Origin of the sequence: Janthinobacterium sp. SUN026, from assembly GCF_030397625.1 — a bacterium.
Taxonomy (GTDB): Bacteria; Pseudomonadota; Gammaproteobacteria; order Burkholderiales; family Burkholderiaceae_D; genus Janthinobacterium; species Janthinobacterium kumbetense.
On the sequence record NZ_JAPQNU010000002.1, the window covers coordinates 261908 to 288855 of the forward strand.

Sequence of the window (26948 nt, forward strand, 5' to 3'; positions counted from 1 at the left end):
CTATACCCAGACACGGCTCAAGGGAAATCACAACATGGCAAATTTTTTCAATGAAATGACTGCAAATGAAGTGGGTACGGACAGCAAGGTACGTGAACACTATCGTGAATTCAGCAATTGGCTGGAACAGCAATCGCCCGAGACCATCGCCCGCAAGCGGGCCGAAGCCGACCTCACGTTCCGTCGGGTCGGCATCACGTTCGCCGTCTACGGCGACGATGCCGGCACGGAACGCCTGATTCCGTTCGACACCATCCCCCGCATCATCCCCGCCGCCGAATGGGCGCAGATGCAAACGGGCCTGGTGCAGCGCGTGCAAGCCTTGAACATGTTCATCCATGATATTTATCATGAGCAAAACATCATCAAGGCGGGCATCATTCCTGCCGAGCAAATCTACAAGAATGCCCAATACCGCCCGGAAATGCAGGGTATTTCCGTCGCTTCCGACATCTACGCCCACATCGCGGGCGTCGACATCGTGCGCGCCGGCCAGGGCGAATTCTATGTACTGGAAGACAATTTGCGCGTGCCCTCCGGCGTGTCCTACATGCTGGAAGACCGCAAGATGATGATGCGGCTGTTCCCGGAACTGTTCGCCCGCAACCGCATCGCCCCCGTCGACCATTACCCGGACATGCTGCTCGACAACCTGCGTTCCGTCGCGCCCATGGGCGTGGACGACCCGACGGTCGTCGTCATGACGCCCGGCATGTACAACTCCGCCTATTTCGAACACGCGTTCCTGGCCCAGCAAATGGGCGTGGAACTGGTCGAAGGCAAGGATTTGTTTGTCAACGACAATTCCGTGTACATGCGCACGACGCGCGGGCCGAAGAGGGTCGACGTCATCTACCGCCGGGTGGACGACGATTTCCTCGACCCGCTGGCCTTCCGTTCCGACTCGTCGCTGGGCGTGCCGGGCCTGCTGTCCGTGTACCGTGCGGGCCGCGTGACCCTGGCAAACGCCATCGGCACGGGCGTGGCCGACGACAAGTCGATCTATCCTTTTGTGCCCGACATGATCAAGTTTTATTTGTCGCAGGAGCCGATCCTCAACAACGTACCGACGTACCAATGCCGCAAACCGGCCGATTTGTCCTACGTGCTGGCGAATTTGCCGACACTTGTCGTCAAGGAAGTGCATGGCGCGGGCGGCTACGGCATGCTGGTGGGCCCGGCGTCCAGCCTCGCGCAAATCGAGGATTTCCGCCAGCGCCTGCTGGCCAATCCGGGCGGCTACATTGCCCAGCCGACACTTGCCCTGTCCGCCTGCCCCACGTATGTCGAGGCCGGCATTGCGCCGCGCCACATCGATTTGCGCCCGTTCGTGCTGTCCGGCAAGACAATTTCCATGGTGCCGGGCGGCCTGACCCGCGTGGCCCTCGGCGAAGGCTCGCTGGTGGTCAATTCCTCGCAAGGGGGCGGCACCAAGGATACCTGGGTATTGGAAGCCACATCCGCTTTTGCAGGAGAGAAAACATGCTGAGCCGCACCGCCGATCATTTGTTCTGGATGGCCCGCTACACGGAGCGAGCGGAAAACACGGCGCGCATGCTGGACGTCAACATGCAGACGTCGATGCTGCCCCAGTCCGAGCAGGACGCGGAACAAGGCTGGCGCGCCACCCTGGGCATTTCCGAGCTGCAAAGCGCGTACGACCACAAATATGGCCGCTTCCACACGCGCGAGGTGCTCGATTTCATGGTGCGCGACCCGAACAACCCGTCTTCCATCCTCGCCTGCCTGACGGGCGCGCGCGAAAACGCCCGCGCCGTACGGGGCACCTTGACGACGGAAGTGTGGGAAATCCAGAACGCCACCTGGCTCGACATGCAAAAGCGCCTGAAGAGCAATCTGCTGGAAACGGACCCCAGCCAGTTCTTCGAATGGGTGAAATACCGCTCGCATTTGTCGCGCGGGGTCACGTTGGGCACCATGCTCAAGGACGAGGCCATCCACTTCATCCGCCTGGGCACCTTCCTGGAGCGGGCCGACAACACGGCGCGCATCCTCGACGTGAAGTTCCACGGCGCGCGCGACACGTCGAAAGACATCACCCAGCGCGATTTCTACTACTGGGCGGCCCTGCTGCGCTCCGTTTCCGGCTTCGAAATCTACCGCAAGGTCTACCGCGACGTGATCACGCCGGCACGGGTGGCGGAATTGCTGATGCTGCGCGGCGACATGCCCAGGTCGCTCTTGGCCTGCATGGATGACGTGGTGGAAAACCTGAAACATATCCGCAACGACGTGTCGGCCGATACGGAGCGTTTCGCCGGCAAATTGCATGCGGAACTGAAATTCGGCCATATCGACGACATCATGAAGGCGGGCTTGCACCATACATTGACGGAATTTCTGGAAAACATCTATGACCTGGGCAACCGGGTCAGCCGCGACTTCCTCGTACCATTGGCGGCCTGATGCAGCTCACCATCCGCCACGAAACCCATTACGCCTATAGTGCGCCGCTGGCCTACACCATCCAGCAGCTGCACCTGACGCCGCGTATCGAGCCGCAGCAGCGCGCCCTGTCCTGGCATATTTCCACGCCGGGCCAGTGCCACGCCTACACGGATGCCTACGGCAATCTGTCGCACATGCTGACGATTAACGGCAGCCATCAGTCGCTGAGCCTGGTGGCGCACGGCGTGGTGGAAACCATCTACCCGCACAAGGGACGGCTGAACCTGGTCGATACCCTGTCGCCGCTATTGTTTACCATGCCGACGCCGCTGACCCAGGCCAACCCCGCCATCATCGAACTGACGGCCGCCAGCCTGCCGGACCGCCGCGTGACGGCCGGCACGGGCCATTTGCTGCGCCTGGCCGAGCACATCGTCGGCAAGGTGGCGTATGAAAGCGGCGCCACCATGGTCACCACCACGGCCGGCGACGCCCTGGCCCTGGGGCGCGGCGTGTGCCAGGACCACGCCCATCTGTTCCTCGCGTGCTGCCACGCCTGGGGCATCCCCGCCCGCTATGTGTCCGGCTATATCGATCCGGGCACGACGGGCCACGCGGCCAGCCATGCCTGGGTCGACGCCTGGGCGGAAGACGCGGATTTCGCGGGCTGGGTCAGCATCGACGTCACGCATGCGCGGCTGATGACGGATGCGTATTGCCGCCTGGCCATCGGACGCGACTACGATTCGGCCGCCCCCGTGCGGGGCGTGCGCCAGGGTGGCGGCACGGAAACATTACGAGTCGATGTGCAGATCGTGCCCGTGTAAACGGGCAGGAATGAGGCTGGCCGGGCCTTGCAGGCGGTAGGCAAGGCCCGGCTGGTGTAAAATGCTTCCCCTTTTGATTTGATTTACGACAATGACTTATTGCATAGGCATGCGCCTGAACGAAGGCCTGGTCTTCCTGTCCGACTCCCGCACCAACGCCGGCGTGGACCAGGTGGGCACCTTCCGCAAGATGAGCGTGTTCGAAAACCCGGGCGACCGCATGCTGGTCTTGATGACGGCCGGCAATTTGTCGATCTCGCAGGCGATCCGCCAGATCGTGTCCGAGCACGTGGATGCGGACGGGCGCAGCATCTGGAACGTGGCCAGCATGTACGACGCGGCCCGCATCGTGGGCGAAGCCGTGCGCACCGTGCACCTGCGCGAAGCGAAGGCGCTGGCCGACTGCGGCATCGATTTCAATGTCAGCATCATTCTCGGGGGCCAGATAGGCGCCGAGCGCTGCCGCTTGTTCCAGGTGTATTCGGCCGGCAATTTCATCGAATCGCACGATGAAAACACGTATTTCCAGATCGGCGAAGCGAAATACGGCAAGCCCATCATCGACCGGGTCATCAACCCGTTCACGCGCCTGGACGAGGCGGCCAAGTGCGCGCTCATTTCCATGGATTCCACCCTGCGCTCGAACATTTCCGTCGGCTTGCCGCTGGACTTGCTCGTCTACGAGACGGGCAGCCTGGCCGTCACGCGCTTCGTCACCATCGATGAAAAGAACCAGTATTTCCGCATGATCCGCGATACGTGGGGCGAACAATTGAAACATGTGTTCGAAGGCATCGTCGATCCCGTGTGGAATGCGGCGCCGGAAACGACGACGAACGTCTTATCGTCGTCCAACATGCAAAGCAAGCCCGTGCGCGTGGCCATCCCCGAGCACGTGAGCCGCGGCGGCCTGACCGTGGCGCCCCTGCAATCCCTGGCGCAGCAGTTCAGCGACGACAAGCAGCATTGACCGTTGACAGGCCCGCTGCGCGGGACGCTGGACAAGTCGCTTTCCGCGTGCTTTTATGGCAATATGGGTTGACATTCAATCCAGATTGACCTGAAAGGCAGGTGGCGCATGGACTTGATCACTTCCGCCGTCGTGGCAGCCATCGGGCATGGCGCGCCCGGCCATGCTCCCGAAGCCGTCGCCAGCCATTATGAACGGCTCAAGCAAGCCATCGCCAAGTTCGACGGCGCCGCCGCCATCCTGGCCGCCATCGCCGCGCTGGAAACCGAACCTGCCGATACCCGGCTGCAACTGGCCCTGTCCGCCGCCCTGTCCAGCGCAAAAGTGCCGGACGACATGGAAACCCTGTTTGCCGCGCAAGGCTTGCTCGATGCCGTGCAGCCCCCGCTGCGTCCATTTCCCCCGTCGCCCGCCCCTGCCGACCAGGGCGCCGTCGTGTCGAACTATGCGGTGGTGAAAGTGTATTTCGCCACGGACCGCCAGCGCGACGTGGGCAAGCCGCCGGCCCAGCGCTTCAGCGGCGAACGCAACATCATGGGCGGCAATGGCCCCCTCAGCTATGGCAGCTGCGACGTCAGCATCCCCCGCGACCACCGCATGGGGCAGCTGGAATCGCCGTCGCTGTGGCGCCTGGAATTTCGCGACGACCCGGCCAAGCACGTGGTGCTGCTGTCGGCCGAGGTGCAAGACCGCGGCAACTTCCTTGCCGCCTTGAAGACCCAGATCCGCGCCTCGGCTGGCAAGAGCGCCTTTATCTTCGTGCATGGCTATAACATGAGTTTCGAGGATGCGGCCCGGCGCACGGGACAGATGGCCTACGACCTGGGCTTTGACGGCGCGCCCGTGTTCTACAGCTGGCCGTCGCGCGGCGAGGTGGCCGGCTACACCATCGATGAAAACAATATCGAGTGGAGCACGCCCCACCTCGCCAGCTTCCTGAGCGACTTTCTTGCCAGCACGGAGGCGGCGCAAGTGTATCTGGTCGGACACAGCATGGGCAACCGCGGCCTGGCGCGCGCCGTGGCCGACTTGCTGGCCGCGCAGCCGCAGCTGGCGCAAAAGATTACGGAAATCATCCTGTCTGCGCCCGATATCGACGCCGCCATCTTCAAGCACGATATCGCGCCGAAACTGGCCGCCGCGCGCAACCCCGTCACCTTGTATGCCTCGTCGCAAGACCTGGCCCTGGCCGCCTCGAAAGCCGTGCACGGCTACCCTCGCGCGGGCGACAGCGGCGCCGGCATGCTGATCGTGGCGGGCGTGGAAACCATCGACGCCACGGGCGTGGACACGAGTTTCATGAAGCACTCTTACTTTGCGGAAAAGCGCTCGGCCCTGTCCGACATGTTTTATCTGATACGCAACCAGGCGCGCGCCGACCAGCGTTTTCTCGACCCCGTCGATACAGTGGCCGGCCGCTATTGGACGTTCAAACCGTGACGCCGTTCCATCGAGTACGGCACGCATGCTAAGATACGGCCCAGAGGGTGGCAAAGGCACGGCGATGACGCCGCCAGCCGATCCCCCGCAAGCAGGCCTATCATGTTGACATCATCTTCTACACCGCAAGCCGAATCGCTGATCCGCAACACCAATGCCCGCGTCACCAAGACGCGCGTGAAGGTGCTCGACTTTTTAATGGCGCAAAGCCGTTCGCTGACCCACCATGAAATCCAGCAAGCGCTGTCGCAGGACAGCGACATCGATTCCGTCACCCTGTACCGGGTGCTGGAATGGCTGACGGAAAATGAACTGGTGCACCGCATCGCGGGCGCCGACCAGGTGTGGCGCTTCAGCGCGGGCGCCGGCCACCAGGCGCACGAACACGCGCATTTCCAGTGCACGAAATGCGCGAACGTCACCTGCTTCAATGAAGTCAAGCTGCCCCCGCCCGTGCTCTTGCCGGAAGGTTTCAGCGGCGGCGAAGTCGATTACCTGATCAAGGGCCTGTGCCCGCGCTGCAAGTAATCGGCGGCAGCATTACCTGATCAATAAAGCCAGGTGATGCTCGTCATAAAATAGCTCGCCCACGCGCATCGAGCGCGGTTCCGTGCCATACGCGATAAATCCCAGCGATTCATACAGGCCCAGGGCGGCATTGTTTTCCGCATTCACGCTCAAATGCACTTGCATGACGGCAGGGTCCGCTTCGGCCTGCGCGATGCAGGCGTTCACGAGGCGCCGCGCCACGCCTTTGCCCCGCTGCGCCACATCGACGAACACGCCCCACAGCAAGGCCTTGTGCGACAGTTGCCGCATGGATTCGCGCCGCAAGCCGGCAAAGCCGACCAGGCGTTCGCCATCGAAGGCGCCAAACGCCCGGTGCAGCGGGCCGTCGGCGATGCGCTGCACGTGTTCTTCGGGCGTGCGCGCCAGCTCGTCCTCGCGCGACGAGGAAAACGAGCTGGGCGAATCGAGGATGGCGCGCAGGCGCAGCGCGCAAAAGGCGGCGGTGTCGGCCGGCGTCAGCAGGCGAATGACGATTTCAGGTGCGGGCATGGTGGAATCCGGCAGTTTTTTCCATTATACCCACGCCCCCGCCTCAGGCACGCACGCGGCGCAAACCCAGCAAGGTCCAGCCGTACAGGGCCGCCATCAGCAGCACCATGGCCGCACCGAGTGCCGCCGTCCAGCTTTCCGGCAACGACCAGGCCGGGTCGAGCTTGCCGGCCGCCATGCAAGCGGCCATGGCCACGCAAATGGCGACGATGGGCCAGCCCAGGCGGCGCCGGAAGGCGCGCACGAGGTCAATCTGGCCGGTGCGCATGACTTTTGCCGTAACCCAGCCATCGAAGGTATCCGTCACGCCCATGCCGACGGCAAACACCAGGCCCGTAAGCAAGGCCGGCTGCATGCCGCCCAGCGCGACGGCCGCATAGCCCCAGGCGGCCGCCTGCAAGGCCGTGTCGACGACCAGCGCGAACAGCATGCCGACGAGAATGGCGGCGAGCGGCCCGGAGGCGCCCCGCAGCCAGCGCGGCAGCAGCCAGCCGCGCACCTGGGCCAGCTGGGCACCGGCCAGCAAGCTGCGCGCATTCAGGGCCGCGATCAGCAGCAGCAAGGCGATGGGCAGCCATTCCAGCCAGCCGAACACGGTTTCCGACGGTGAAAATTGCTGTGACGCTACGGCGGCCACGGCTACGATGGCCAGCACGGTGACGCCATGGCCCAGCGCAAACAGCGCGCCCATCCACGGCGTCCAGCGGGGCGCCGCGGCCTGGCTGCGCAGGGTCAGGCCGTCGACGGCAGCCAGGTGGTCCGGTTCCAGCCCGTGCCGCATGCCCAGCAAAAAGATCAGCGCCAGGGCGGGCAAGCCCGCTTCCACGCTCACGCCGCCACCTCGGCGGGGCTGTCCGCCTTGGCCACGCAACGGTCCAGGCCACGGGTCAGCATATCCTGCGGCAAGTCGCGGCCGATGAAGATCATCTTGCTGGCGCGCGTTTCCCCGTCGTTCCACGGTGCGCGCAGTTCCGAGCCCATCAGCATGTGCACGCCCTGGAAGACGGCGCGGCACGGCAAGTCGGCCACGTACAGGATGCCCTTGTAGCGCATCAGCTGGCTGCCGAACAGCTGCACCACGGCATCGAGAAAATTTTCCACCTGCAACAGATCGAGGGGCTGGGACTGGTGATAGACGAACGATTGCACGCCGTCGCCATGGCGGTGGCCCAATTCTCCCAGGAAATCCGGCTCCAGCTCGACGATGGCGTTCAAATTGAAACCGCGGATGTTCAGGATATCGCGCAAGGGCACATTGCCAAAGCGCACTTTCTGGATGCTGGCGCGGCCATTGATGGCGACCAGGCGCTGGCGCAGCGCGGCCAGCTCGTCCTTGCCGACCAGGTCCGTCTTCGACAGCAGGATGCGGTCGGCAAAGCCCACCTGCTCCTGCGCTTCCTTGTGCGCCGTCAATTGCTGCTGCGCATGACGCGCATCGACCACCGTCAAAATGGCGTCGAGCATGTAGTACTCGCTGACGGACGGTTCCGCAAAGAAGGTTTGCGCCACGGGACCGGGCGCGGCCAGCCCCGTCGTTTCGATGATCACGTGGTCGAAAACGATGGTGCCGGATTCGCGTTTGGCGTGCAGCTCGCCCAGGATGCGGATCAGGTCGCCGCGCACGCTGCAGCAGATGCAGCCATTGTTCATTTCCACGATCTGCTCGTCGCTGTCCTGCACCAGCAAGCCATGGTCGATGCTTTCGGCAGCGAATTCGTTTTCGATCACGGCGATGCGTACGCCGTGATCGCCCTGCAATATGCGCTTGAGCAAGGTGGTTTTCCCGCTGCCGAGAAAACCCGTGATGATGGTGACGGGGATCAATTCTGTCATATTTGTTTCCTATCGATGGTTAATCTTCCAGTTCTTCCATGCGCTGCCATTGGGGAAACGGATCGGGCAGCTTGCGCCAGGCGGCCATGCCCTGGCGCGTTTCCGTGTAGTTGAGTTGGCATTTCTTCAAGTCGGCCTCGATGGCGGCCTGGTCCATGTCCTGGCCGATGAAGACGAGCTCCTGGTAGCGGTCGCCATATGGCTCGCTCCAGCCCGCCTTGACTTCCGCCAGCGAGGCCGCATCCGTGGGCCAGCGCTCCTTCGGCACGGACGCCCACCACAGGCCCACGGGTTCGATATTCATCAGCTTGCCCGCGCCGGACAGGCTGGCCACCCATTCGGCCCGGCTGGCCAGCCAGAAATATCCCTTGCTGCGCACCACGCCCTTGATCGGCTGGGCAATGTAATCGTGCAGGCGCTGCGCGTGGAACGGCTCCTTGGCGCGGTAGACAAAGCTGCTGATGCCATACGTTTCCGTCTCCGGCGTGTGCACGCCGGCCAGCTCCTGGGCCCAGCCCGGCATGCCGGCCGCCTGTTCCAGGTCGAACAAGTTCGTGCCCAGGATGGCGTCCAGCGGCACGACGGACTGGTTCGTTTCGATGATGCGCGCGCCGGGATTGAGGGCTTTTAAAATGGCCAGCACGCGCAGGCGCTCGTCCGCCGCCACCATGTCGACCTTGTTAAGGACGATGACATTGGCAAATTCGATCTGTTCCGTGAGCAAATTGGCCAGCTGGCGGTCGTCGCCCTCGCCCGCGATTTCGCCGCGCTGCTCCAGGCTGTCTTCGCTGTGGAAATCGTTGAGCAGGTTGGCACAGTCGACGACGGTGACCATGCAGTCGATGCGCGCCACGTCGTTCAGGCTGTCGCCGTGCTCATCCTCGAAGTCGAAGGTGGCGGCCACGGGCATCGGTTCGCCCACGCCCGTCGATTCGATCAGCAGGTAATCGAAGCGGTCTTCCGCGGCCAGGCGCCGCACTTCCAGCAGCAAATCGTCGCGCAGGGTGCAGCAGATGCAGCCGTTGGACATTTCCACGAGCTTTTCTTCCGTGCGCGACAGGGCCGCGCCGGCCGCCTCGGCGCCATCCCTGACAAGCGAAGCGTCGATATTGACTTCGCTCATGTCGTTGACGATGACGGCCACGCGCTTGCCTTCGCGGTTGCGCAGTATGTGGTTGAGCAAGGTGGTCTTGCCGGCGCCGAGAAAGCCGGACAGGACGGTGACAGGGAGTTTGCGCTGTGGCATGGGGATTCCTTAGGCTGGCTGAGTTGCTGGGTTGGCGAAGGTCGCACTAATGCAAATGAATTGCGTTTTCGAATTATAATGCAACCAACTTGCATTTGTCTGGCGATCTTTGCCTGCCACCGTGAAAAAGAGGAATCCATGCGCTACCAGCAGGATCAGTATCCCGGCCCTCGACGTGCTAGAGTGCGAACTCGTCGGCGATGCCATCGAAGTAAGCGCATGGCGGCTGAACTGTTGTCGACAGCCCCTGGATGATGCGATGAAGACTGATTCTGCCCCCCCGTGCAGACATACAGCCGTGCTTCTCAACCGTGCGGCAGCGCGAGCATCACATCGGCTGGCTTCGATTTTATTAGCCCTTAGCAAGCCGCTCTTAAATATTTTATTCTCGCCTAGCCAATGAAAAAAATACTGATAATAAGCCTGCTCGCTCTCATCTCCATATATTCTTTTAAGAAAATGATTTACAACCCGTATATATGGAAACAAACCATTAACAGCCCTGAGCATAAATTGCAAATTGGAAGTTTTATTTTCAACAAAACAACAGGGGTTAATGGTGGAAGCCAAAGCATTCAAACGGATTATTACATTTTCAAAGTAATAGAGATCAATGGCGATCATGTTCGGCTTTCTGTGGTCAGGCAATTGTCGAAAAATAACACAATTTTACAATCCGACTTCTCGACCACAAAAGAGAATTTTGAATATTTAAAAAAACATATCAATAAAATTACAATTACAGGAATTTTGACAAAAGACTTATTCGTGGGAAATTATGAGCCATATACCGTGAATGATTATTTGCTAAAGAAGTATCCTTCATTGGAAAAATCAAGGTATTACTTCGAAGATATCCCTGAAGAGAAGAAGAAAAATTTGCCGTTACCGACAGACAATAACAAACTACAGGATTATTTTAGTACAATCTATTCCAAAAAAGAAATTATTGAAAATGGCAAGCTTGCTCTCTGGGTTTTAAATAATAGCAATAATCCTGAATTGGCCAAAAGATCAGCAGAAGATATAGATTTAATACAAAATTAGATTTTGTCGCGCTTGATCAATTATGCTTGCATGGCGCGTGAAGATACTCCATCTTGCCACAGTTCAATTTTCACAATCACCAAGGAATCGATGTTCTTGCGCAACTCCATAAGGCTTCTTGCCGTACTTGTTTTGATGATGGGCAGCGCCATTGCCGCAGACATAAAAAAGCCGATCCAGCACTATCTTTACTTTAGTCACCGTGAACTGAACGGGGAAAACATCCGCTCGGATAAAGCGTTAAACGATGCCCGCTTCCGTGGCGCGCAAATCGTCTACACCTGGCGCAGCCTGGAGCCGCAACAGGACCGGTATGATTTTTCGGCGATCCGCCACGACATCGCCTATCTCGATTCAATCGGCAAAAAACTGTGGATACAACTGCAGGAAAAATCCTTCACGCCGCGCCATAATGTGCCGGCCTATCTGCTCAGCGATCCTCGCTACCAGGGCGGCATCATCAAGCAAAGCATGCTCTCGGCGCCGGAGCGCGACCCGCACAAACCGGTGACGGATGATGAATACGGCTGGTCGCCAAAGATGTGGGAACAACCGGTGCGCGACCGTTACCAGCGCTTGATCCGGGCGCTGGGCCAGGAATTCGACGGGAAAATCGAGGGCATTAATTTCAGCGAAAGCTCGATCGACATCGGCGTCGAAGACGGTAAAGGAAATACGATTTTTCCCGATGATTTCAAGCCGCAACAGTATGTCGATGCCATCAAGGAAAACATGCGGGTGCTGGCCGGCGCCTTTCCTCACACCAATACCATGGTGTATTTGAATTTTTTGCCAGGTGAATGGCTTCCGTGGAGCGACAAGGGTTATATGCGCAGCGTGTTTGCGCAAGCGCAAACGCTGCAAATGGGCGTGGGCGGCCCCGACCTGATGCCGTATCGAAAAAGCCATATGGGCCAAAGCTACGGCTTCATCAAGGACTACCCGGCCGATCTGGTCAAAGGCATGGCCGTGCAAGACGGCAATCTGCGCCAGATCAATCCCCGCACCGGGAAAAAAAACTCGGTCGAGGATGTCCTCGACTTTGCCCGCAACTACCTGGGCCTGGACTATATTTTCTGGGTGGAGGATGAACCATACTTCAGCAATGAGGTGTTGATAAAGCTGCCGGCGCATTGATGCGCCGGCACGACGCCATGCGCCCTGCCACACTGTCATGGTGGCGTCATATGCCGGCGTTACAGTCGCGTCTTTTGAATCATTCTAAGGGCGGCAATGAAAACAAATTGGATCATGCTGGCGGCGCTGGCAAGTGCAGGTCTCGTCGGTTGCAACGGCAGTTCGAACACGGCGCCGGCCATTCCCGAAGGCACGACGGTCACCGTCGCCTTGCTGGAAACCACGGATATCCACTCGAATGTCCTCAGCTATAACTATTACGCGCTGGCCGAAGACACCAGCCTGGGCCTGGAACGCACGTCGACCCTGATCCAGGCGGCGCGCGCGGAAAATCCGAACAACGTCTTGCTCGACGATGGCGACGTCATCCAGGGCACCTTGCTGGCCGACCTGCAAGCCGTGGCCGCGCCCGTGCCTTGCAGCGGCACCTTGGCCGTGCACAAGGCCATGAACGCGCTGAAATACGATGCGGGCGGCATGGGCAACCACGAATTCAACTACGGCTTGCCTTATCTGAGCCAGATCACCAACACGGATTTCGGCATTCCCGGCGTGGCCAAGCCGACGGGCACGTGCGGCGCGCCGGCCTTCCCTTCCGTGCTGAGCAATGTCGTCGGCGTGTCCAGCGGCAAGCCGATTTTCCAGCCCTACACCCTGCTGCCCCGCGATTTCGCCGCCACGGCGCCCGACGGCAGCAAGCTGACCGTGAAAATCAATGTGGGCGTGCTGAGCTTTGTGCCGCCGCAAATCCTCGAATGGGATCAGAAAGTACTCGCTGGCAAAGTCAGCGTGACGGGTGTGCAGGAAGCGGCGAAACAATACGTGCCGGAATTGCGCAGCAAGGGCGCCGACCTCGTCGTGGCCCTGTCGCACGGCGGCCTGGACACCAGCCCCTACAGCCCGAAGATGGAAAACGGCAGCTATCACCTGACCAGCACGGGCATCGACGCCTTGATGATCGGCCACTCGCACTTGATCTTCCCGAAAGGCAAGGAAACGGGCGCGGCCGCCCTGGACGCCTCGTTTGCCGCCTTCCCCGCCAGCGCCAAGATCGATGCCGAGAACGGCTTCGTCAATGGCGTGCCCACCGTCATGGCGCAAAGCTGGGGTCGCCGCCTGGGCATCATCAAGCTGACCATGGCCTATCAGGGCGGCAAGTGGGTGGTGCAGCCGGCCAAGACGACGGTGGAATCGCGCGGCTTCAAATACACGGATGGCAAGACGCTCGTGAAAGCCGACCCGGCCATCGCCCCGCTGGTCGCCACCGAGCACGCGGCCACCATCGCCTACGCCAAGCAGCCGCTGGGCATCAGCACGGATTTCGAGATGTCCGCCTATTTCGCGCTGGTGGGCGACGTCAGCGCCATCCAGCTGGTGAACCAGGCGCAGCTCGATTACGTGAAAAATTTCATCGCCACCAGCACGGATGCCACCTTGTCCAGCTACAAGAACATCCCCGTCATTTCCTGCAGCGCGCCATTCAAGGCGGGCCGCAACGGGCCATCGGACTTCACGGACGTGGCCGCTGGCGCTTCCCCTGCCGCGCCGGTCGGCTTGCAAGTGCGCAATCCGGGCGACCTGTATTTATATAGCAACAACAACCTGCAAGCCGTGAAGATCAAGGGCGCGGACTTGAAAGCGTGGCTGGAAACGTCGGCCAAACAATTCAACCAGATCGACCCGGCCAGCAGCGCCGAGCAAGACCTGGTGCCGTCGTATGGCACGATCTATAACTATGACGTGTTCTACGCGGAAAACAATGCGCTGACGTACCAGATCGACGTGACGAAAAAGCCGGGCAGCCGCATCGTCAACCTCACGTACAAGGGTGCGGCCGTCGCCGATGGCGATGACTTCATCGTCGCCACCAACGATTACCGCGCCGGTGGCGGCGGCGCCGTGCCTGGCATCGATGGCAGCAAGACCATCATCAAGTCGCCCGATGCGAACCAGGCCGTGGTGAGCAACTACCTGGCGTCGCTGAGCACCAAGGGCGGCAAGGTGACTCTGGCCAACAATGGCAGCGCGCGCAGCTGGAGCTTCGTCAAGACGGCCACGGCCGGTCCCGTGATCCTGCGCTCGGCGCCCGGCCATCTGGCGCTGGCGCAAGGCAGCGGCATCACCAACGTGGCGGCCGAAGGCGGACTCGACGCCAGCGGCTTTGCCAAGTACCGCATCGACCTGAGCAAATAAGGTCCGAGGGCCGGAACAAGCGCAGTTCCGGCCCGTTTTGATGAAAGTTGATCACAATGAAACACGCACTCTCCCTGCCCGCCATCGTGCTGGCCTCCGTCCTGGCCGCTTGCCAGGCGTCGCCACCGCCCACGGCGGCGGAAATCGAAGCCGTTGCCATGCATGCGCGCCAGGCGGGCGACCACCAGGCCGAGCGCAAGGTGCGCAGCTGGGCCGGCAAGGACATGCCCGTCGCCGAGCGCGAACTGGCGCTGATTTACCAGCCCCGCGCCGAACGCCGTGCCGAGGCCTTGAGCCTGTTCGAACAGGCGGCCCGCGCGGGCGACACGGAAGCGGCCTTCGAGCTGGGCCAGATGCTGCGCGCGGCCACGCCGGCCCAGGCCTGGCTGTGGTACCGCCAGGCGGCGCAGCAAGGCCACGCGAAGGCGGCCCTGATGCTGGGCTTGCTGGCCGCGAATGGCGAAGGCGTGCCGAAAGACCCCGTGACCGCCGCGCACTGGCTGGACAAGTCCAGCGAACTGGGCAATCCACACGCCATGTTCCTGCTGTACAACGCCTACCGCGAAGGCCGCGGCGTGCCGCGCGATCTGGCGAAAGGCCGCGAATTGCTGGAAGAAGCGGCCCACCACGAATACCCGCCCGCCATCCAGGAACTGGCCATGACGGTGCAAGCGGACGACGCCCTGCGCGCCGGCCACCTGATGAAGGAGGCGACGGAGCACCGGCACAATAACTGGAACAAGTTTTAAGCCAGGTCAAGGCCGGCCCATATTGCCAAATGGAATGCTTGCCGGTGGCATAAGCTTGCCTGGCACGGACGGCTGTTCGCGCACAACTTCATCGCGAGGCAGGCATGGCAGATCACCGGTTGGGCCCCATGACCAAGAGCGACTTGCAGTTCAGCTATCCGGATGGCCCGGCGGCGGGCGACGACCCGGCGCAGCGCGGCATCCCCGACAGCACCTTGCTGAACCGCCACGAATGGTATGAAGTGCTATACAGCTGCAACAGCTGGTCCGGCGGCAGCTTGGCGACGGCGCTCAAATGCGAACGCCTGATCCAGCGCCACTTGCCCGCCGACATACGCGGCCATGCCGCCGTGCTGACGTGGCTGCGGGCTAACTGGGCCCAATATCGCTGATACCGCCAATACATATCGCCAATACGTCGGAAATCACGCTGCGCTTTGTGCCAGGTCAATCGTGTTGGGCTGGACAAGGCCGAGAGGCTATGATGGGCAAGCCGCTTCCCCGGACGCGGCGGGGCTGTTGCCGGCTCCGAAATGGATTACACTGAATTTGCTTTTTAGAAATTTGTTACTCTGGACCAGCCTCGGTGAGCACGTCGTACACGCTCAGCCCAGCCAGTGTTTGGGTAGGCCCTGGCTCGTCCGTTGACCTCCCCTATAAAGAAAGAGTCCAATGAAAAAGCTGACCACCGCCTTTGGCGCGCCCGTAGTCGACAACCAGAACATCCAGACGGCCGGCCCGCGCGGCCCCGCCCTGCTGCAAGATGTGTGGTTCCTGGAAAAGCTGGCCCACTTCGACCGCGAAGTCATTCCCGAGCGCCGCATGCATGCCAAGGGTTCCGGCGCGCACGGCACATTTACCGTCACGCACGACATCACGCGCTACACGCGGGCGAAAATCTTTGGCGAAGTGGGCAAGCAAACGCCGATGTTCGCGCGCTTTTCCACGGTGGCGGGCGAACGGGGGGCGGCGGACGCGGAACGCGATATCCGCGGCTTCGCGCTGAAGTTTTATACGGAAGAAGGCAACTGGGACCTGGTCGGCAACAACACGCCCGTGTTTTTCATGCGCGACCCCTTGAAATTTCCCGATTTGAATCACGCCATCAAGCGCGACCCGCGCACGGGCTTGCGCAGCGCCAACAGCAACTGGGATTTCTGGACCTCGCTGCCGGAAGCCCTGCACCAGGTGACGGTGGTGATGAGCGACCGGGGATTGCCGCGCAGCTTCCGCCACATGCACGGCTTCGGCAGCCATACCTTCAGCTTCCTGAATGCGCAAAACGAGCGTTTCTGGGTCAAGTTCACCTTTAAAACCCAGCAAGGCATCCAGAACCTGACGGATGCCGAAGCGGAGGCGCTGGTGGGCAAGGACCGCGAAAGCTCGCACCGCGACCTGTATGAAAGCATCGAAAACAAGGATTTCCCCCGCTGGACGCTGTACGTGCAGATCATGCCGGAAAAAGAGGCAGGCACGTATCACCTCAACCCGTTCGACCTGTCGAAAGTGTGGCCGCACGGCGACTATCCGCTGATCGAGGTGGGCGTGCTGGAACTGAACCGCAATGCCGACAACCATTTTGCGGAAGTGGAACAGGCGGCCTTCAATCCGGCCAACGTGGTGCCCGGCATTAGCTTTTCACCGGACAAGATGCTGCAAGGCCGGCTGTTCTCGTATGGCGACGCGCAGCGCTACCGCCTCGGCGTCAACCACAGCCATATCCCCGTCAACGCGCCGAAATGCCCGTTCCACAGCTATCACCGCGACGGCCAGATGCGGGTCGACGGCAACCAGGGCGGAACCCTGGGCTATGAACCGAACAGCGAGCAGGAATGGGCCGAGCAGCCCGATTTCCGCGAGCCGCCGCTCAGCATCGAAGGCGCGGCCGACCACTGGAACCACCGCGTCGACGAAGATTACTATTCGCAGCCGCGCGCCCTGTTCCGCTTGATGACCGCGGCGCAGCAGCAAGCCTTGTTCGACAACACGGCGCGCGCCATCTCGGGCGCCTCGGAGCAAGTCAAGCAACGCCACATCGGCAACTGCACGCTGTGCGACCCTGCCTATGGCGCGGGCGTGGCCGCAGCGATCGGTCGCCTGAGCCCAGGCTGACAGTAAACACGGAAGGCCTGGCGACGGGCCTTCCGCCGCCATCCGCGGCCGGAGGCCCCCGCCGCCAGGCCGGCTGGCCTAGCGGCGCTGGATATCAATCTGGCCCGTGATGCTCGTTTCCACCGGATAACCCTCGACCTGCAACGGCACGCGCCGCTTGACGGACGAGTCGCGCAGGTACACGACGAGCGCTTCCGTGCCCACGGCCGTCTGCCCCAGGCTGACGCCTTCCACGCCGTCGATGGCCATCAGCGCCCGCTCGTTGCGCCGCCGGGCCGCTTCCAGGCGGCCGTGCGGCGCGGCCTGGGCATGCTGTCCCGGGCCCTGTCCAGGAAGGGCATCCGGCAAGTACGGCATGGCGGCGTCCTCGAAGACGGCATATGGCGATTGTGCGAACTTACTGTTTGACATGACACACCCTCCTGATATGACAAACCCTCCCGATGCCTTGCATGATACACCCGGCCAACCGGCGCTGCAGCACGCTTCGCCGGCCAAGACCATGCGCGGCGGCCGCCCTTGCGCAATACTTGAGCAAGATCGTCATCGTGCAAAAAACAGCGCCGGGCAAGGCGGCACGCGGCCGCCCGACCGGCTCCTAAAGCGTGCTCAGGTGTACAAATTGATGTCGAGCGCCACCACCACGCGCCGCATCTGGTTGGCAAACGTGATATTGCCGCCGCCGGCAAACAGCAGGCCGACGGGATTGCGCTGCTGGTTCCAAGTCCAGATGGACGAGCCGGAATCGCCGCCCGCGCTGAACGCCCCGCTGACGCCCGTGATGGCGATCTGGTCCTGGAACAGCGCGATCCTGCCGCCGCCGTAATTGACGTTGATGGTGGCGCCCAGGCCCGTGATGCGGCCCTGCGTCAATTGCGTCGTGCGGCCGGACTTGCCGACCATCATGCCCAGTGCGGGCGCCACGAGCGCATTGCTGATGCGGAAGTACGCGGGCACGCCGCCGCTCAGGTAGACCAGTTCGGGACGCACCCTGTCTGGCCAGGCCCAGCCGGTGGCGCAATCGACAAAATTGACGCCGCCGCTGAAATTGATGGGCACGAAGCGTTCGAGCACGGCCACCTGGTCTTGCGGACAGCGGCCGCCGTCGATGGGGCCAGGCTGCACGATGCAATCGTTGAACACGCCGCCGTTGGAATTGGCCAGCACGTGATTATTGCTAAGAATCATCAGGCGGCTGTTGCGCGGTGCGCTGCGCCCCACGGCCAGGCAGCCGATGGTGCCGGCCGTGATGCGAAAATGCCCGACCGACACGCCGCCCGGCGCGGGGCGCAGGCGGAAACGGTGGGGCTGCGCATCGATCACGCCCGTGACGACGATGTTGACGGGCACCTTGTCGCTGGCCACGGCGCGCACGCCCATGGCCCCCACGATGGCGGCCTTGGCGCGGTCGACGGAAGTGGGCTCGGCCACGTACAGGGTCAGGGCCGGCAAGCCCGGCTCGCCGGACGAGCTGTCGCTGGCGCCCTCGCCCAGGCCGATGGACACGCCCTGGATATTGCCGCTGTCGCTGAAGGCGTCGGCCGCGCGCGCGCCGCCCGCTTGCGCGATGCTTTGCCGCATGCCGTCCTCGATGCTGCGCTTGATTTCCAGCAATTCCATGCTGACGCCGCTCAGCGCGTCGGGCACATCCGCGACGGACGCGCTCTCGATTGTATTGTCGTCTTCGCCCGGGACGGAAAATTGGCCGACGGCCTCTTCATCGTCCGCGCTCTGTCCCCTGCCGCTGCTGCCGGGCGGGGCGCTGAAACCATTTTCGTTGCCTATCATCGTGTTCTCCTCGTGGGTCGCCGCAAGCTTCCAGTGTGGACGGGCTGCGCGGGCCGGTATTGATCTGGATTGAACCGCGCGGATGCCTGGCCGCCCTGCCCCATTGGGGGACAGCAAGTGCAAAAATAGTTCCCTCGTCAAGGTTGAGCGGGATCAGGCGTGCGGGCAGAGGCGCCGCCGTATACTTGGCCGACAGGCTGGAACCGGGCCTGCTCCACGGCAGCAACGCCAGCAACAGCAAGGATGAGGAAACAATGACGAGCCCTGCAATAACGAGCCCTGGTATGACACGCCAATCCGACGACGCCCCTGCGGTAGCGGCCTCAGCCGGCGCCAATACAGCCGCCGACAATACGACGGACGCCGGTGGCGCGGCCCAGCATGCGGGTTTCGTGCACGGCATGGCGGCCTGGGCGGAAAAACACCGCATCACGCCCTGGCGCGGCAGTTTTGCCGACTTCCTCGAGCAAATCCTGCCCGGCCGCGCCGCCCTGCTGACGCGCAGCGCGCACCAGTACCTGTGGGACATGATGCGCTGGAATGGCCAGACCGACGGCAACGGGCGCTTCCGCTGCCGCCTGTTCGACGACGAGCTGTTCGGCATCGACGAGGCGATCGACCGGGTCGCCGCCTACTTCAAGGCGGCCGCCGCCGGCTCCGAAGTGGGCCGCCGCATGTTGCTGTTGCTGGGCCCGCCATCGGGCGGCAAGTCGACCATGGTGATCTTGCTCAAGCGGGGCCTGGAAGAATACAGCCACAGCAGCGAAGGCGCGCTGTACGGCATCGCCGGCTGTCCCGTGCACGAATCGCCGCTGCACCTGGTGCCGCACAGCATGCGCGCCGACTTTCGCGCCAGCTATGATGCCGAGCTGCAGGGCGAACTGTGCCCACATTGCCGCGCCCGCCTGGAAGAGCAGTATGCGGGCGACTTCCTGCGCATGCCCGTCGAGCGCATCCATTTGTCCGAGGCGGGCCGCTGCGGCATCGGCACGTATGCGCCGCACGATCCCACGACGGCCGACCTGGCCGACCTGGTCGGTTCCGTCGACCTGTCGAAAGTGGCGCAATACGGCGACGAAGGCGATCCGCGCGCCTGGTCGTGGTCCGGCGCCGTGTACGCGGCCAGCCGCGGCATGCTGGAAATGATCGAAATCCTCAAGGTCAAGCGGGAATTCCTCTACTTGCTGCTGACCTTGACGCAGGAAAAGAATGTCAAGGTGTCGCGCTTCCCCCTGATCTACCTCGATGAAACCATTCTCGCGCACACGAATCTGGCCGAATTCCGCAAATTCCTGCAAGAGAGCGAAAACGAGGCGCTGCTCGACCGCATGGTCATCGTGCAAGTGCCCTATACGCTCAATTACCGCGAGGAAGCGCGCATCTACCGCAAGCTGATCCTCGCGGCCGCGCCCGCCTTCCGCGACGTGCACCTCGATCCGCACCTGCTGCATGCGGCGGCCGTGTTTGCCATCCTCAGCCGCATGCCCGAGGGCGAGGACAAGGAGGCCGAGCTGGTCAAGAAACTGCGCATCTACGCGAACGAAGATGTCGACGACTTGCAGCCGGCCGACCTGCGCCGCATGCGCGAGCGCGACAAGTCGCCCGACGAAGGCCTGTCGGGCGTGTCGCCCCGCTTCGTCATCAATGCCCTGTCGCATGCCATCATTTCCGCCCAGCGCAACAGCCTGTCCACCATGGACGTGCTGCTGGCCCTGAAAGACGGCATCGAAAACGATGCGCGCATCGAACCGCGGCGCAAGCGCAAATGGGTCGATTACCTGGTGCTCACGCGCAAGGATTTCTATAACCGCTGGGTCAAGGCCGACGTGCACAAGGCCTTGTTCGTATCATTCGAGCAAGAAGCGCAAGACTTGCTGAACAAATATCTCGATGAAGTCGAAGCCATGCTCGACAACCGCCAGATCCGCGATCCCATCACCAGCGAAGAGCGCCGTCCCGACGAGCGCTTCCTGCGCGCCGTGGAAGAGAAAATCCACATCAGCGACTCGGGCAAGCAATCCTTCCGGCAAGAAGTGGTGCGCAAGGCCATGAGCGCCTTCAAGCGGGGCGAAGCATTTGGCCTGGCCAGCCATGCGCCATTGCACGACGCCATCCAGCAATACCTGTTCGAGCAGCGGCGCGACGTGCTGCGTCTCGTCGGCTCGGCCAAGCGGCCCGACGACGACGTGCGGGCCAGGATCTCCGCCGTCGAGCAGCGCCTGGTCGACGAATACGGCTATGACGCCCATAGCGCGCGCGAAGCGCTCAACTACGTGACCACCTTGCTGGCGCAGGAATAGCCATGGCCGCCACCACGACGCCAGGCAGCGGCACACCGGATGGCCATCCGGCCTGGGGGGATTCCACGGACCCCGCAGGCACCGCAGCCCCCGCCGCCACGGCCGGCTCCGCCGGTTCCGCCGGCGCGGCGGCTTCAGCGGGCGCCGCGCCAGCTCTGGCCCGGCCCTGGTACGCGCTGTTCTCGCGCGGCGCGCGCGACTGGCTGCGCCACAACCAGAAAGTGCGCGAAGCCGTGCAGGCGCACTTGCCCGAGCTGGTCGCCACGCCCGACCTGATCGGCGGACCGCAGCAGCGCACGGTGCAAGTGCCCATGCGCCTGCTCGAACATGCGCGTTTCCGCCTGGCGCCCGCGCGCAGCAGCTTGGGCGCGGGCCAGGGGGACGGCCAGCCCGGCGATATCCTGCGCCCGGCCCGGCCCGCCGCCACGGGCGGGGCCGGCACGCAAGGTGACGGCGGCGATGGCGAGGGAGCCGTGCACCTGCTGCTGGAGTTTCCCATCGACGACATACTCGACTGGCTGTGGGACGCCTTCGAATTGCCGCACCTGACGCCACGCCACCTGGGCGCCATCGACGACGTGCGGCTCGTGCGTAGCGGCCTGGACCGGCATGGCGCCCGTTCGCGGCTGGACCGGCGGCGCACCGTCAAGGAAGCCATCAAGCGGCGCGCCCTGCAAGCGCAGCCAGTGCCCTTCACCAATGAGGACTTGCGCTACCGCCAGGTGCTGCCGCAACCCCGGCCCAGCACGAACGCCGTCGTGTTTTTCGTGCTGGACGTGTCGGCCAGCATGGCGCAGCCCGAGCGCAAGCTGGCCAAATCGTTCTTTTTCTTTGCCTTGCAAGGCTTGCGCCGCAGGTATGCGCGCGTGGAGACGCGCTTTATCGCCCATACGACGCGGGCCTGGGAATTTTCCGAAGCCGAGTTCTTCCAGGTCAATGGCATGGGCGGCACCATGGCGTCCACCGCCTTTCGCCTGAGCCGCGAATTGCTACAGGAACACTACGCGCCGGGCCGCTACAACGCCTATCTGTTCTATGCCTCCGATGGCGAGAATTTCAGCGAAGACCGGGGGCCGGCCAGCGCGGCCCTGGGCGAACTGGCCGTCTTGCTTAACTATATGGGCTATGTGGAAACCGTGCCCGGCATGCCGCGCAGCCTGGAAACTGAAATGCACAGCTTGTTCGCCGAGCAGGAACGGCGCGGCTTGCCCTTGCACAGCAGTATCCTCGGCAAGAGCGACGACGTGTGGGAAGCCATCCGCACCTTTTTCCGGCACGAGGCGGCCGATACGGAGGACGCGGCATGACGCGGCATGACGCCCGGCGCCACGCCAACACGGCCAATATGGCCGATACGGCGGACATGGCGAACACAACTGGCCTGGACGGCTACGCGGCGCGCATCGAAGCGCTGGCGCGGCAACTGGGGCTGGCGTTCGCCCCCGTCGAGTTCGAGCTGGTACCGGACAGTTTCATGGCCGAGATCGCCATCTATGGCTTGCCCGTGCGCATGCGCCACTGGTCGTTCGGCGTGCGCTACATCCACCAGCTCGTGCATCAAAAGATGGGCAACTCGCACATGTTCGAAGTCATGTTTCCCGGCGACCCTTGCCATGCCTACATGGCCGAACACAATTCCGTGGCGGAAAACACCCTCGTCACGGCCCACGTGCTGGGCCACGCCGATTTCGCCAGCCGCAATGCCCTGTTCCTGCGTTTCGGCGCCATGGCGGGCCAGCACATCCTGGAACAGAGCGCGGCGCGGGCGCAACGTCTGGAAATGGCGCTACAACGCCATGGGCAGGAACAGGTGGAAGCCGTGCTCGACGCGGCACTGGCGCTGGAGCAGCACGTGGACATCCACGCCGAGCTGCACCGCCCGCCCTATGCCGTGCTATCTGGACCGGCCGGTGTCGCCGGCAGGCGTGGCGGCGCCGGGGGAGACGACCCGTTTGCACGACGCTACCGGCGCCTGCCCGGCGAAGCGGCCGCGCTGGCGGCGCGCGAGACGGCACGGGCCCGCGTGACGCAGCGCCCGCTCCTGCCGCCGCAGCCCGAATACGATTTGCTCTGGTTCATCGCGCAACATGGGCCGGAGCTGGCCGATTGGGAACGCGACATTTTCCTGGCCGTGCGCGAAGAGTCGTTTTACTTCTATCCCGTGTACGCCTGCCAGATCATGAACGAAGGCTGGGCCTCGTACTGGCATGCGCGGCTGCTGCGCGAAGCGGATTTCCTGCCGCCGGCCCTGTACCTGGCCGCCCTCAAGTCGCACTCGGACGTGGTGCGCCCATACGCGGGCGAGCACCAGCAAGCGCTGGCCGTCAATCCCTATCACCTGGGCTTTTGCATGTGGGAACACATCATCGAGCGCGAAGGACTGGCGCGGGCGCGCCAGATTTGCCGCGACGACGATGACTGCAGTTTCATACGCAACTATCTGGACGCCGAACTGGCTGACCGCCTGGGCCTGTTCGTGCATGAAAGCCGCCGCGACGGCGAAACACGGCTGGCCAGCCGCGACTTGCGGGTCATCCGCGAAACCATCCTGGCGCCCAAATACAACTATGGCGCACCGTGCATCGCCGTCACCCTGCTCAACGACGACGGCAGCCTGGTGCTGCGCCATGACCACCTGCGCGATGGGCGCGGCCTCGATCTGGAGCGGGCGGAACAGGTACTGGCGTATATCGCCCGCGTCTGGCGCCGTCCCGTCACCCTGCATACGGCCGACTTTCGGGGCACGCCCCGGGTGCTGCGCAGCAAGAGCGACGGCGTACCCGAGCCGCCCGCGCCGACAACGTCATCAACAACGTCAACAGTAACGTCAGCAACGCCGACAGCGCCGCCCACGCAACGCTGAACGCCAGGCACCAGGCACCAATCGGTCTGGCGGTCTTGCGGCCGGGCGGCAGGCTACCGGACGGATGGCGAGCCTGCGCATCTGATATGTGCATCCGGCATGTACATCTGGCATGGGTATCGGGTATGTGTATCTGGCATGTGCATCTGGTAGGCATATCTGGTATGGGTATGTGTATATGTATCTGATATGCATGTCAGCATGCATATCTGGCAATGAAAACATGCGAATGGCCAGTGCCGGACGCGCACGCCGCCGGCCGCCTGCGCGCGCACCGCAAGCGCGGCCGGCATGTGCCGGCCTGGCCGGCGTGTTTTTCAAGCCCCGTCCGCCTGCGCCACATACCAGGCGATGGTGTGCCGCAAGCCTTGCGCCAGGTCGTGCGTGGGCGCATAGCCGAGCAAGCGGGCCGCCTTGGCGATGTCCGCCTGCGAATGGCGCACGTCGCCGGCGCGAAACTCGCCGTACTGCGGCGCCTGCGGCACGTGCTGCGGGCGGGCGGCAAGCAGCATCTGCTGCATGGTGGCGTGCAGCTGCGTCAGGCTGGTGCGGGCGTTGACGGCCACGTTGTAGACCTGGTTGACGGCCGCCGGGTCCGTGCCTGTGGCGGCGAGAATATTCGCTTGCACGGCATTGTGCACGAAGCAAAAGTCGCGGCTGGTGGCGCCGTCGCCGTGGATGTGCACGGCCTCGTTGTCCAGCATGGCGGCGATCCAGCGGGGAATGACGGCCGCGTAGGCGCCCAGCGGGTCCTGGCGCGGACCGAAGACATTGAAGTAGCGCAGCCCCACCGTCTGCATGGCGTAGCAGCGCGCATACACTTGCGCATACAGTTCATTGACATATTTGCTCAGGGCATATGGCGACAGGGGCGCGCCGATGTGTTGTTCCACTTTCGGCAAGTCCGGATGGTCGCCGTACGTGGCGCTGGAAGCGGCATACACGAAGCGCCGCACGCCCGCCTCGCGCGCGGCGGCCAGCATGTTCAGGAAGCCGCTGACATTGACGGCGTGGCAAAGCAGCGGGTCTTCCAGCGAACGGGAGACGGAACCGAGCGCCGCCTCGTGCAGCACATAGTCGACGGCAACGCCGGCGCCGGCGCCGGGACCGTCCGGATCTGCACGGCCATCCGGAGGTTCGCCGCCGTCGCTTGCACCGGCGGCATGACCCGCATGGCGCCCGGCATGTCCGGCATGAGGGGCGCCGATACTGGCGATGTCGGCACCTGCACCTGCGACGCCGCCTGCGCCTGCCATGCCTGCCATGCCTGCCATGCCGGCAATACCGGCCATGCCAGCGCCTGCTCCGCACGCGCGCGCGCACGCTTGCGGGTCGCGGATATCGCCTTCGATGAAGGTGAAGCGCTGCCACGCCTGCTCGCCCACGCTGGCGCGCACCTGCTCCAGGTTGTGGCGGTAGCCCGTCATGAAATTGTCGAGGCCGCGCACTTCCTGTCCCAGGTTCAGCAGGGTTTCCAGCAAGTGCGAACCGATGAAGCCGGCCACGCCCGTCACCAGCCAGCGGCGCGGCGCCTGCGCCAGCCGTTCGCAGGCCGCCGCGTACGCGCCGGCAGCCGGGCCGCCAGTGGGAGCGCCAGCGGGGGCGCCTTGCGCCGCGCCCGCCGCCCGATCGAAGACACCGGCCGCCATCACAGCCGCCACACGTGCAAGCCGCCGTCTTCCAGCGGACGGGGGTCGAAATGCGATTTGATGTCGATGAAGCAACCGTTTTCCAGCACCTTGGCCTGGAAGTCCGCCAGCGGCCTGGCCAGCAGGGCCTGGTGCGAGACGGCGCTGATGATGGCCTCGGCCCGCGGCAGCTGCTCCCAGCTTTCCAGAGTCAGGCCGTATTCTTCCAGCGCTTCGCGGCCATCGGCCACCGGGTCGTGCACGTGCACCTGCACCCCGTACGATTGCAGTTCGTGGATCATGTCGACCACTTTCGAGTTGCGCAAGTCCGGACAATTTTCCTTGAAGGTCAGGCCCAGCACGTTCACGTGCGCTCCCTTCAGCTTGAAACCTGCCCGCACCATTTCCTTGATGGTCTTTTCCGCCACGAACTTGGCCATGCCGTCGTTGATGCGGCGCCCGGCCAGGATCACGTGCGGGTGGTAGCCCAGCATTTCCGCCTTGTGCGTCAGATAATAGGGGTCGACGCCGATGCAGTGGCCGCCCACCAGGCCGGGACGGAACGGCAGGAAATTCCATTTCGTGCCCGCCGCCTGCAGCACTTCCAGGGTGTCGATGCCGATGCGGTCGAAGATGATGGCCAGCTCGTTCATCAGCGCGATATTCAGGTCGCGCTGCGTGTTTTCGATCACCTTGGCCGCCTCGGCCACGCGGATGCTGGACGCCCGGTGCACGCCCGCCTCGACCACGCCCTCGTACAGGGCGGCCACCTTGTCGAGGGTGGCGGCGTCGTCGCCCGAGACCACCTTGCGGATGCTGTGCAGGGTATGGTCGCGGTCGCCGGGGTTGATGCGCTCGGGCGAAAAGCCCACGTGGAAGTCTTCCTTCCAGCGCAGGCCGGAGTGCTGTTCCAGGAGGGGGATGCAGATTTCCTCGGTGGCGCCCGGATACACGGTGGACTCGTAGATGACGATGGCGCCGCGCCGCATGTGCCGCCCGACGGCCGCGCTGGCGCCGGCCAGGGCCGAGAAGTCGGGATTGTGCGCGCTGTCGACGGGCGTGGGCACGGCCACGACGATGAAATCGGCCAGTTGCAGCTCGGCCGGATCGCAGCCGACGCTCAGCCCTTGCGCCGCCAGCAACTGTTCATGGCTGACTTCGCCCGTCGGGTCGATGTGGCGCCGGTAGCTTTCCACCTTGCGTGCCGACAAGTCGAAGCCTATCGTGCGCTGGCGCATGCCGAACGCCACGGCCAGCTGCAAGCCCACATAACCGAGCCCCACCACCGCCACCACGCCCGCCTTGCCATCCACCTTGCTATCCGCCTTGCTGTCCATATGCATGTGC

General features: G+C 63.2%; 23 protein-coding genes. 15 read left to right on the forward strand and 8 right to left on the reverse strand.

What is annotated here, in order from left to right:
• Positions 1-34: 34 nt before the first annotated feature.
• The 6 genes from OX459_RS10975 to OX459_RS11000 all read left to right on the forward strand — a co-directional run bounded on the left by OX459_RS10975 (position 35) and on the right by OX459_RS11000 (position 6174).
• Positions 35-1489 carry a circularly permuted type 2 ATP-grasp protein gene (locus OX459_RS10975; protein ID WP_099668036.1) on the forward strand — a complete coding sequence of 485 codons (1455 nt, stop codon included), beginning with the start codon at positions 35-37 and terminating at the stop codon, positions 1487-1489.
• A complete protein-coding gene (locus OX459_RS10980) occupies positions 1483-2427 on the forward strand; it encodes an alpha-E domain-containing protein (RefSeq protein WP_289905027.1) in 945 nt (314 codons plus the stop codon). Before OX459_RS10975 ends, OX459_RS10980 begins: the two co-directional genes overlap by 7 nt.
• Positions 2427-3236, forward strand: a complete 810-nt coding sequence (locus OX459_RS10985; RefSeq protein ID WP_289905028.1) for a transglutaminase family protein — start codon at positions 2427-2429, stop codon at positions 3234-3236. Before OX459_RS10980 ends, OX459_RS10985 begins: the two co-directional genes overlap by 1 nt.
• Positions 3237-3327: 91 nt before the next feature.
• Positions 3328-4206, forward strand: a complete 879-nt coding sequence (locus OX459_RS10990) for a peptidase (protein ID WP_077404313.1) — start codon at positions 3328-3330, stop codon at positions 4204-4206.
• Between the two features lie 108 nt (positions 4207-4314).
• Complete coding sequence (locus tag OX459_RS10995) at positions 4315-5646, forward strand: alpha/beta hydrolase (protein WP_289905029.1); 1332 nt, start codon at positions 4315-4317, stop codon at positions 5644-5646.
• A gap of 102 nt (positions 5647-5748) precedes the next feature.
• Positions 5749-6174, forward strand: coding sequence for a transcriptional repressor (locus OX459_RS11000; protein ID WP_034787417.1), 426 nt, complete (start codon positions 5749-5751; stop codon positions 6172-6174).
• 12 nt (positions 6175-6186) lie between these two features.
• Here the strand turns inward: OX459_RS11000 and OX459_RS11005 are convergent, their stop codons facing one another.
• From OX459_RS11005 to zigA, 4 genes are read right to left on the reverse strand one after another with little or no spacing between them, the layout of a single operon-like run.
• The gene (locus OX459_RS11005; protein ID WP_099668040.1) at positions 6187-6705 is read right to left on the reverse strand and encodes a GNAT family N-acetyltransferase; all 519 of its coding nucleotides are present in this window, start codon (positions 6703-6705) and stop codon (positions 6187-6189) included.
• A 43-nt stretch (positions 6706-6748) separates the two neighbouring features.
• The gene (locus OX459_RS11010) at positions 6749-7537 is read right to left on the reverse strand and encodes a hypothetical protein (RefSeq protein WP_289905030.1); all 789 of its coding nucleotides are present in this window, start codon (positions 7535-7537) and stop codon (positions 6749-6751) included.
• Positions 7534-8538, reverse strand: coding sequence for a GTP-binding protein (locus tag OX459_RS11015; RefSeq protein WP_289905031.1), 1005 nt, complete (start codon positions 8536-8538; stop codon positions 7534-7536). The genes OX459_RS11010 and OX459_RS11015 overlap by 4 nt, the downstream gene beginning before the upstream one ends.
• A gap of 19 nt (positions 8539-8557) precedes the next feature.
• Positions 8558-9784 (reverse strand): zinc metallochaperone GTPase ZigA, encoded by a 1227-nt coding sequence (gene zigA / locus OX459_RS11020; RefSeq protein ID WP_289905032.1) that lies wholly within the window; start codon positions 9782-9784, stop codon positions 8558-8560.
• 399 nt (positions 9785-10183) lie between these two features.
• On the opposite strand from zigA, the gene OX459_RS11025 reads away from it, so the two are divergent.
• The 6 genes from OX459_RS11025 to OX459_RS11050 all read left to right on the forward strand — a co-directional run bounded on the left by OX459_RS11025 (position 10184) and on the right by OX459_RS11050 (position 17022).
• The gene (locus OX459_RS11025; RefSeq protein ID WP_289905033.1) at positions 10184-10831 is read left to right on the forward strand and encodes a hypothetical protein; all 648 of its coding nucleotides are present in this window, start codon (positions 10184-10186) and stop codon (positions 10829-10831) included.
• A 90-nt stretch (positions 10832-10921) separates the two neighbouring features.
• Positions 10922-11968: a hypothetical protein gene (locus OX459_RS11030; RefSeq protein ID WP_289905034.1), complete on the forward strand. Its 1047-nt coding sequence runs from the start codon at positions 10922-10924 to the stop codon at positions 11966-11968.
• A gap of 96 nt (positions 11969-12064) precedes the next feature.
• Positions 12065-14161 carry a bifunctional 2',3'-cyclic-nucleotide 2'-phosphodiesterase/3'-nucleotidase gene (locus OX459_RS11035; RefSeq protein ID WP_289905035.1) on the forward strand — a complete coding sequence of 699 codons (2097 nt, stop codon included), beginning with the start codon at positions 12065-12067 and terminating at the stop codon, positions 14159-14161.
• A 56-nt stretch (positions 14162-14217) separates the two neighbouring features.
• Complete coding sequence (locus OX459_RS11040; RefSeq protein ID WP_289905036.1) at positions 14218-14910, forward strand: tetratricopeptide repeat protein; 693 nt, start codon at positions 14218-14220, stop codon at positions 14908-14910.
• Between the two features lie 128 nt (positions 14911-15038).
• Positions 15039-15302, forward strand: coding sequence for a hypothetical protein (locus tag OX459_RS11045; RefSeq protein ID WP_289905037.1), 264 nt, complete (start codon positions 15039-15041; stop codon positions 15300-15302).
• 280 nt (positions 15303-15582) lie between these two features.
• A complete protein-coding gene (locus tag OX459_RS11050; protein WP_289897978.1) occupies positions 15583-17022 on the forward strand; it encodes a catalase in 1440 nt (479 codons plus the stop codon).
• A 78-nt stretch (positions 17023-17100) separates the two neighbouring features.
• Here OX459_RS11050 and OX459_RS11055 read toward each other — a convergent pair whose 3' ends face one another.
• Positions 17101-17433 (reverse strand): hypothetical protein, encoded by a 333-nt coding sequence (locus OX459_RS11055; RefSeq protein WP_289905038.1) that lies wholly within the window; start codon positions 17431-17433, stop codon positions 17101-17103.
• Positions 17434-17631: 198 nt separating this feature from the next.
• The gene (locus OX459_RS11060; RefSeq protein WP_289905039.1) at positions 17632-18810 is read right to left on the reverse strand and encodes a hypothetical protein; all 1179 of its coding nucleotides are present in this window, start codon (positions 18808-18810) and stop codon (positions 17632-17634) included.
• 284 nt (positions 18811-19094) lie between these two features.
• On the opposite strand from OX459_RS11060, the gene OX459_RS11065 reads away from it, so the two are divergent.
• From OX459_RS11065 to OX459_RS11075, 3 genes are read left to right on the forward strand one after another with little or no spacing between them, the layout of a single operon-like run.
• Entirely contained in the window at positions 19095-21110 is a 2016-nt protein-coding gene (locus OX459_RS11065; protein ID WP_289905040.1) for a serine protein kinase, read from the forward strand.
• 2 nt (positions 21111-21112) lie between these two features.
• On the forward strand, positions 21113-22417 hold the full coding sequence (locus tag OX459_RS11070) for a DUF444 family protein (RefSeq protein WP_289905041.1): 1305 nt from the start codon (positions 21113-21115) through the stop codon (positions 22415-22417).
• Positions 22414-23973 carry a SpoVR family protein gene (locus OX459_RS11075; protein WP_289905042.1) on the forward strand — a complete coding sequence of 520 codons (1560 nt, stop codon included), beginning with the start codon at positions 22414-22416 and terminating at the stop codon, positions 23971-23973. The genes OX459_RS11070 and OX459_RS11075 overlap by 4 nt, the downstream gene beginning before the upstream one ends.
• Before the next feature lie 317 nt (positions 23974-24290).
• Here the strand turns inward: OX459_RS11075 and OX459_RS11080 are convergent, their stop codons facing one another.
• The gene (locus OX459_RS11080; RefSeq protein WP_289905043.1) at positions 24291-25622 is read right to left on the reverse strand and encodes an SDR family oxidoreductase; all 1332 of its coding nucleotides are present in this window, start codon (positions 25620-25622) and stop codon (positions 24291-24293) included.
• Positions 25622-26944 carry a nucleotide sugar dehydrogenase gene (locus OX459_RS11085; protein ID WP_289905044.1) on the reverse strand — a complete coding sequence of 441 codons (1323 nt, stop codon included), beginning with the start codon at positions 26942-26944 and terminating at the stop codon, positions 25622-25624. The genes OX459_RS11080 and OX459_RS11085 overlap by 1 nt, the downstream gene beginning before the upstream one ends.
• Between the last annotated feature and the right edge of the window lie 4 nt (positions 26945-26948).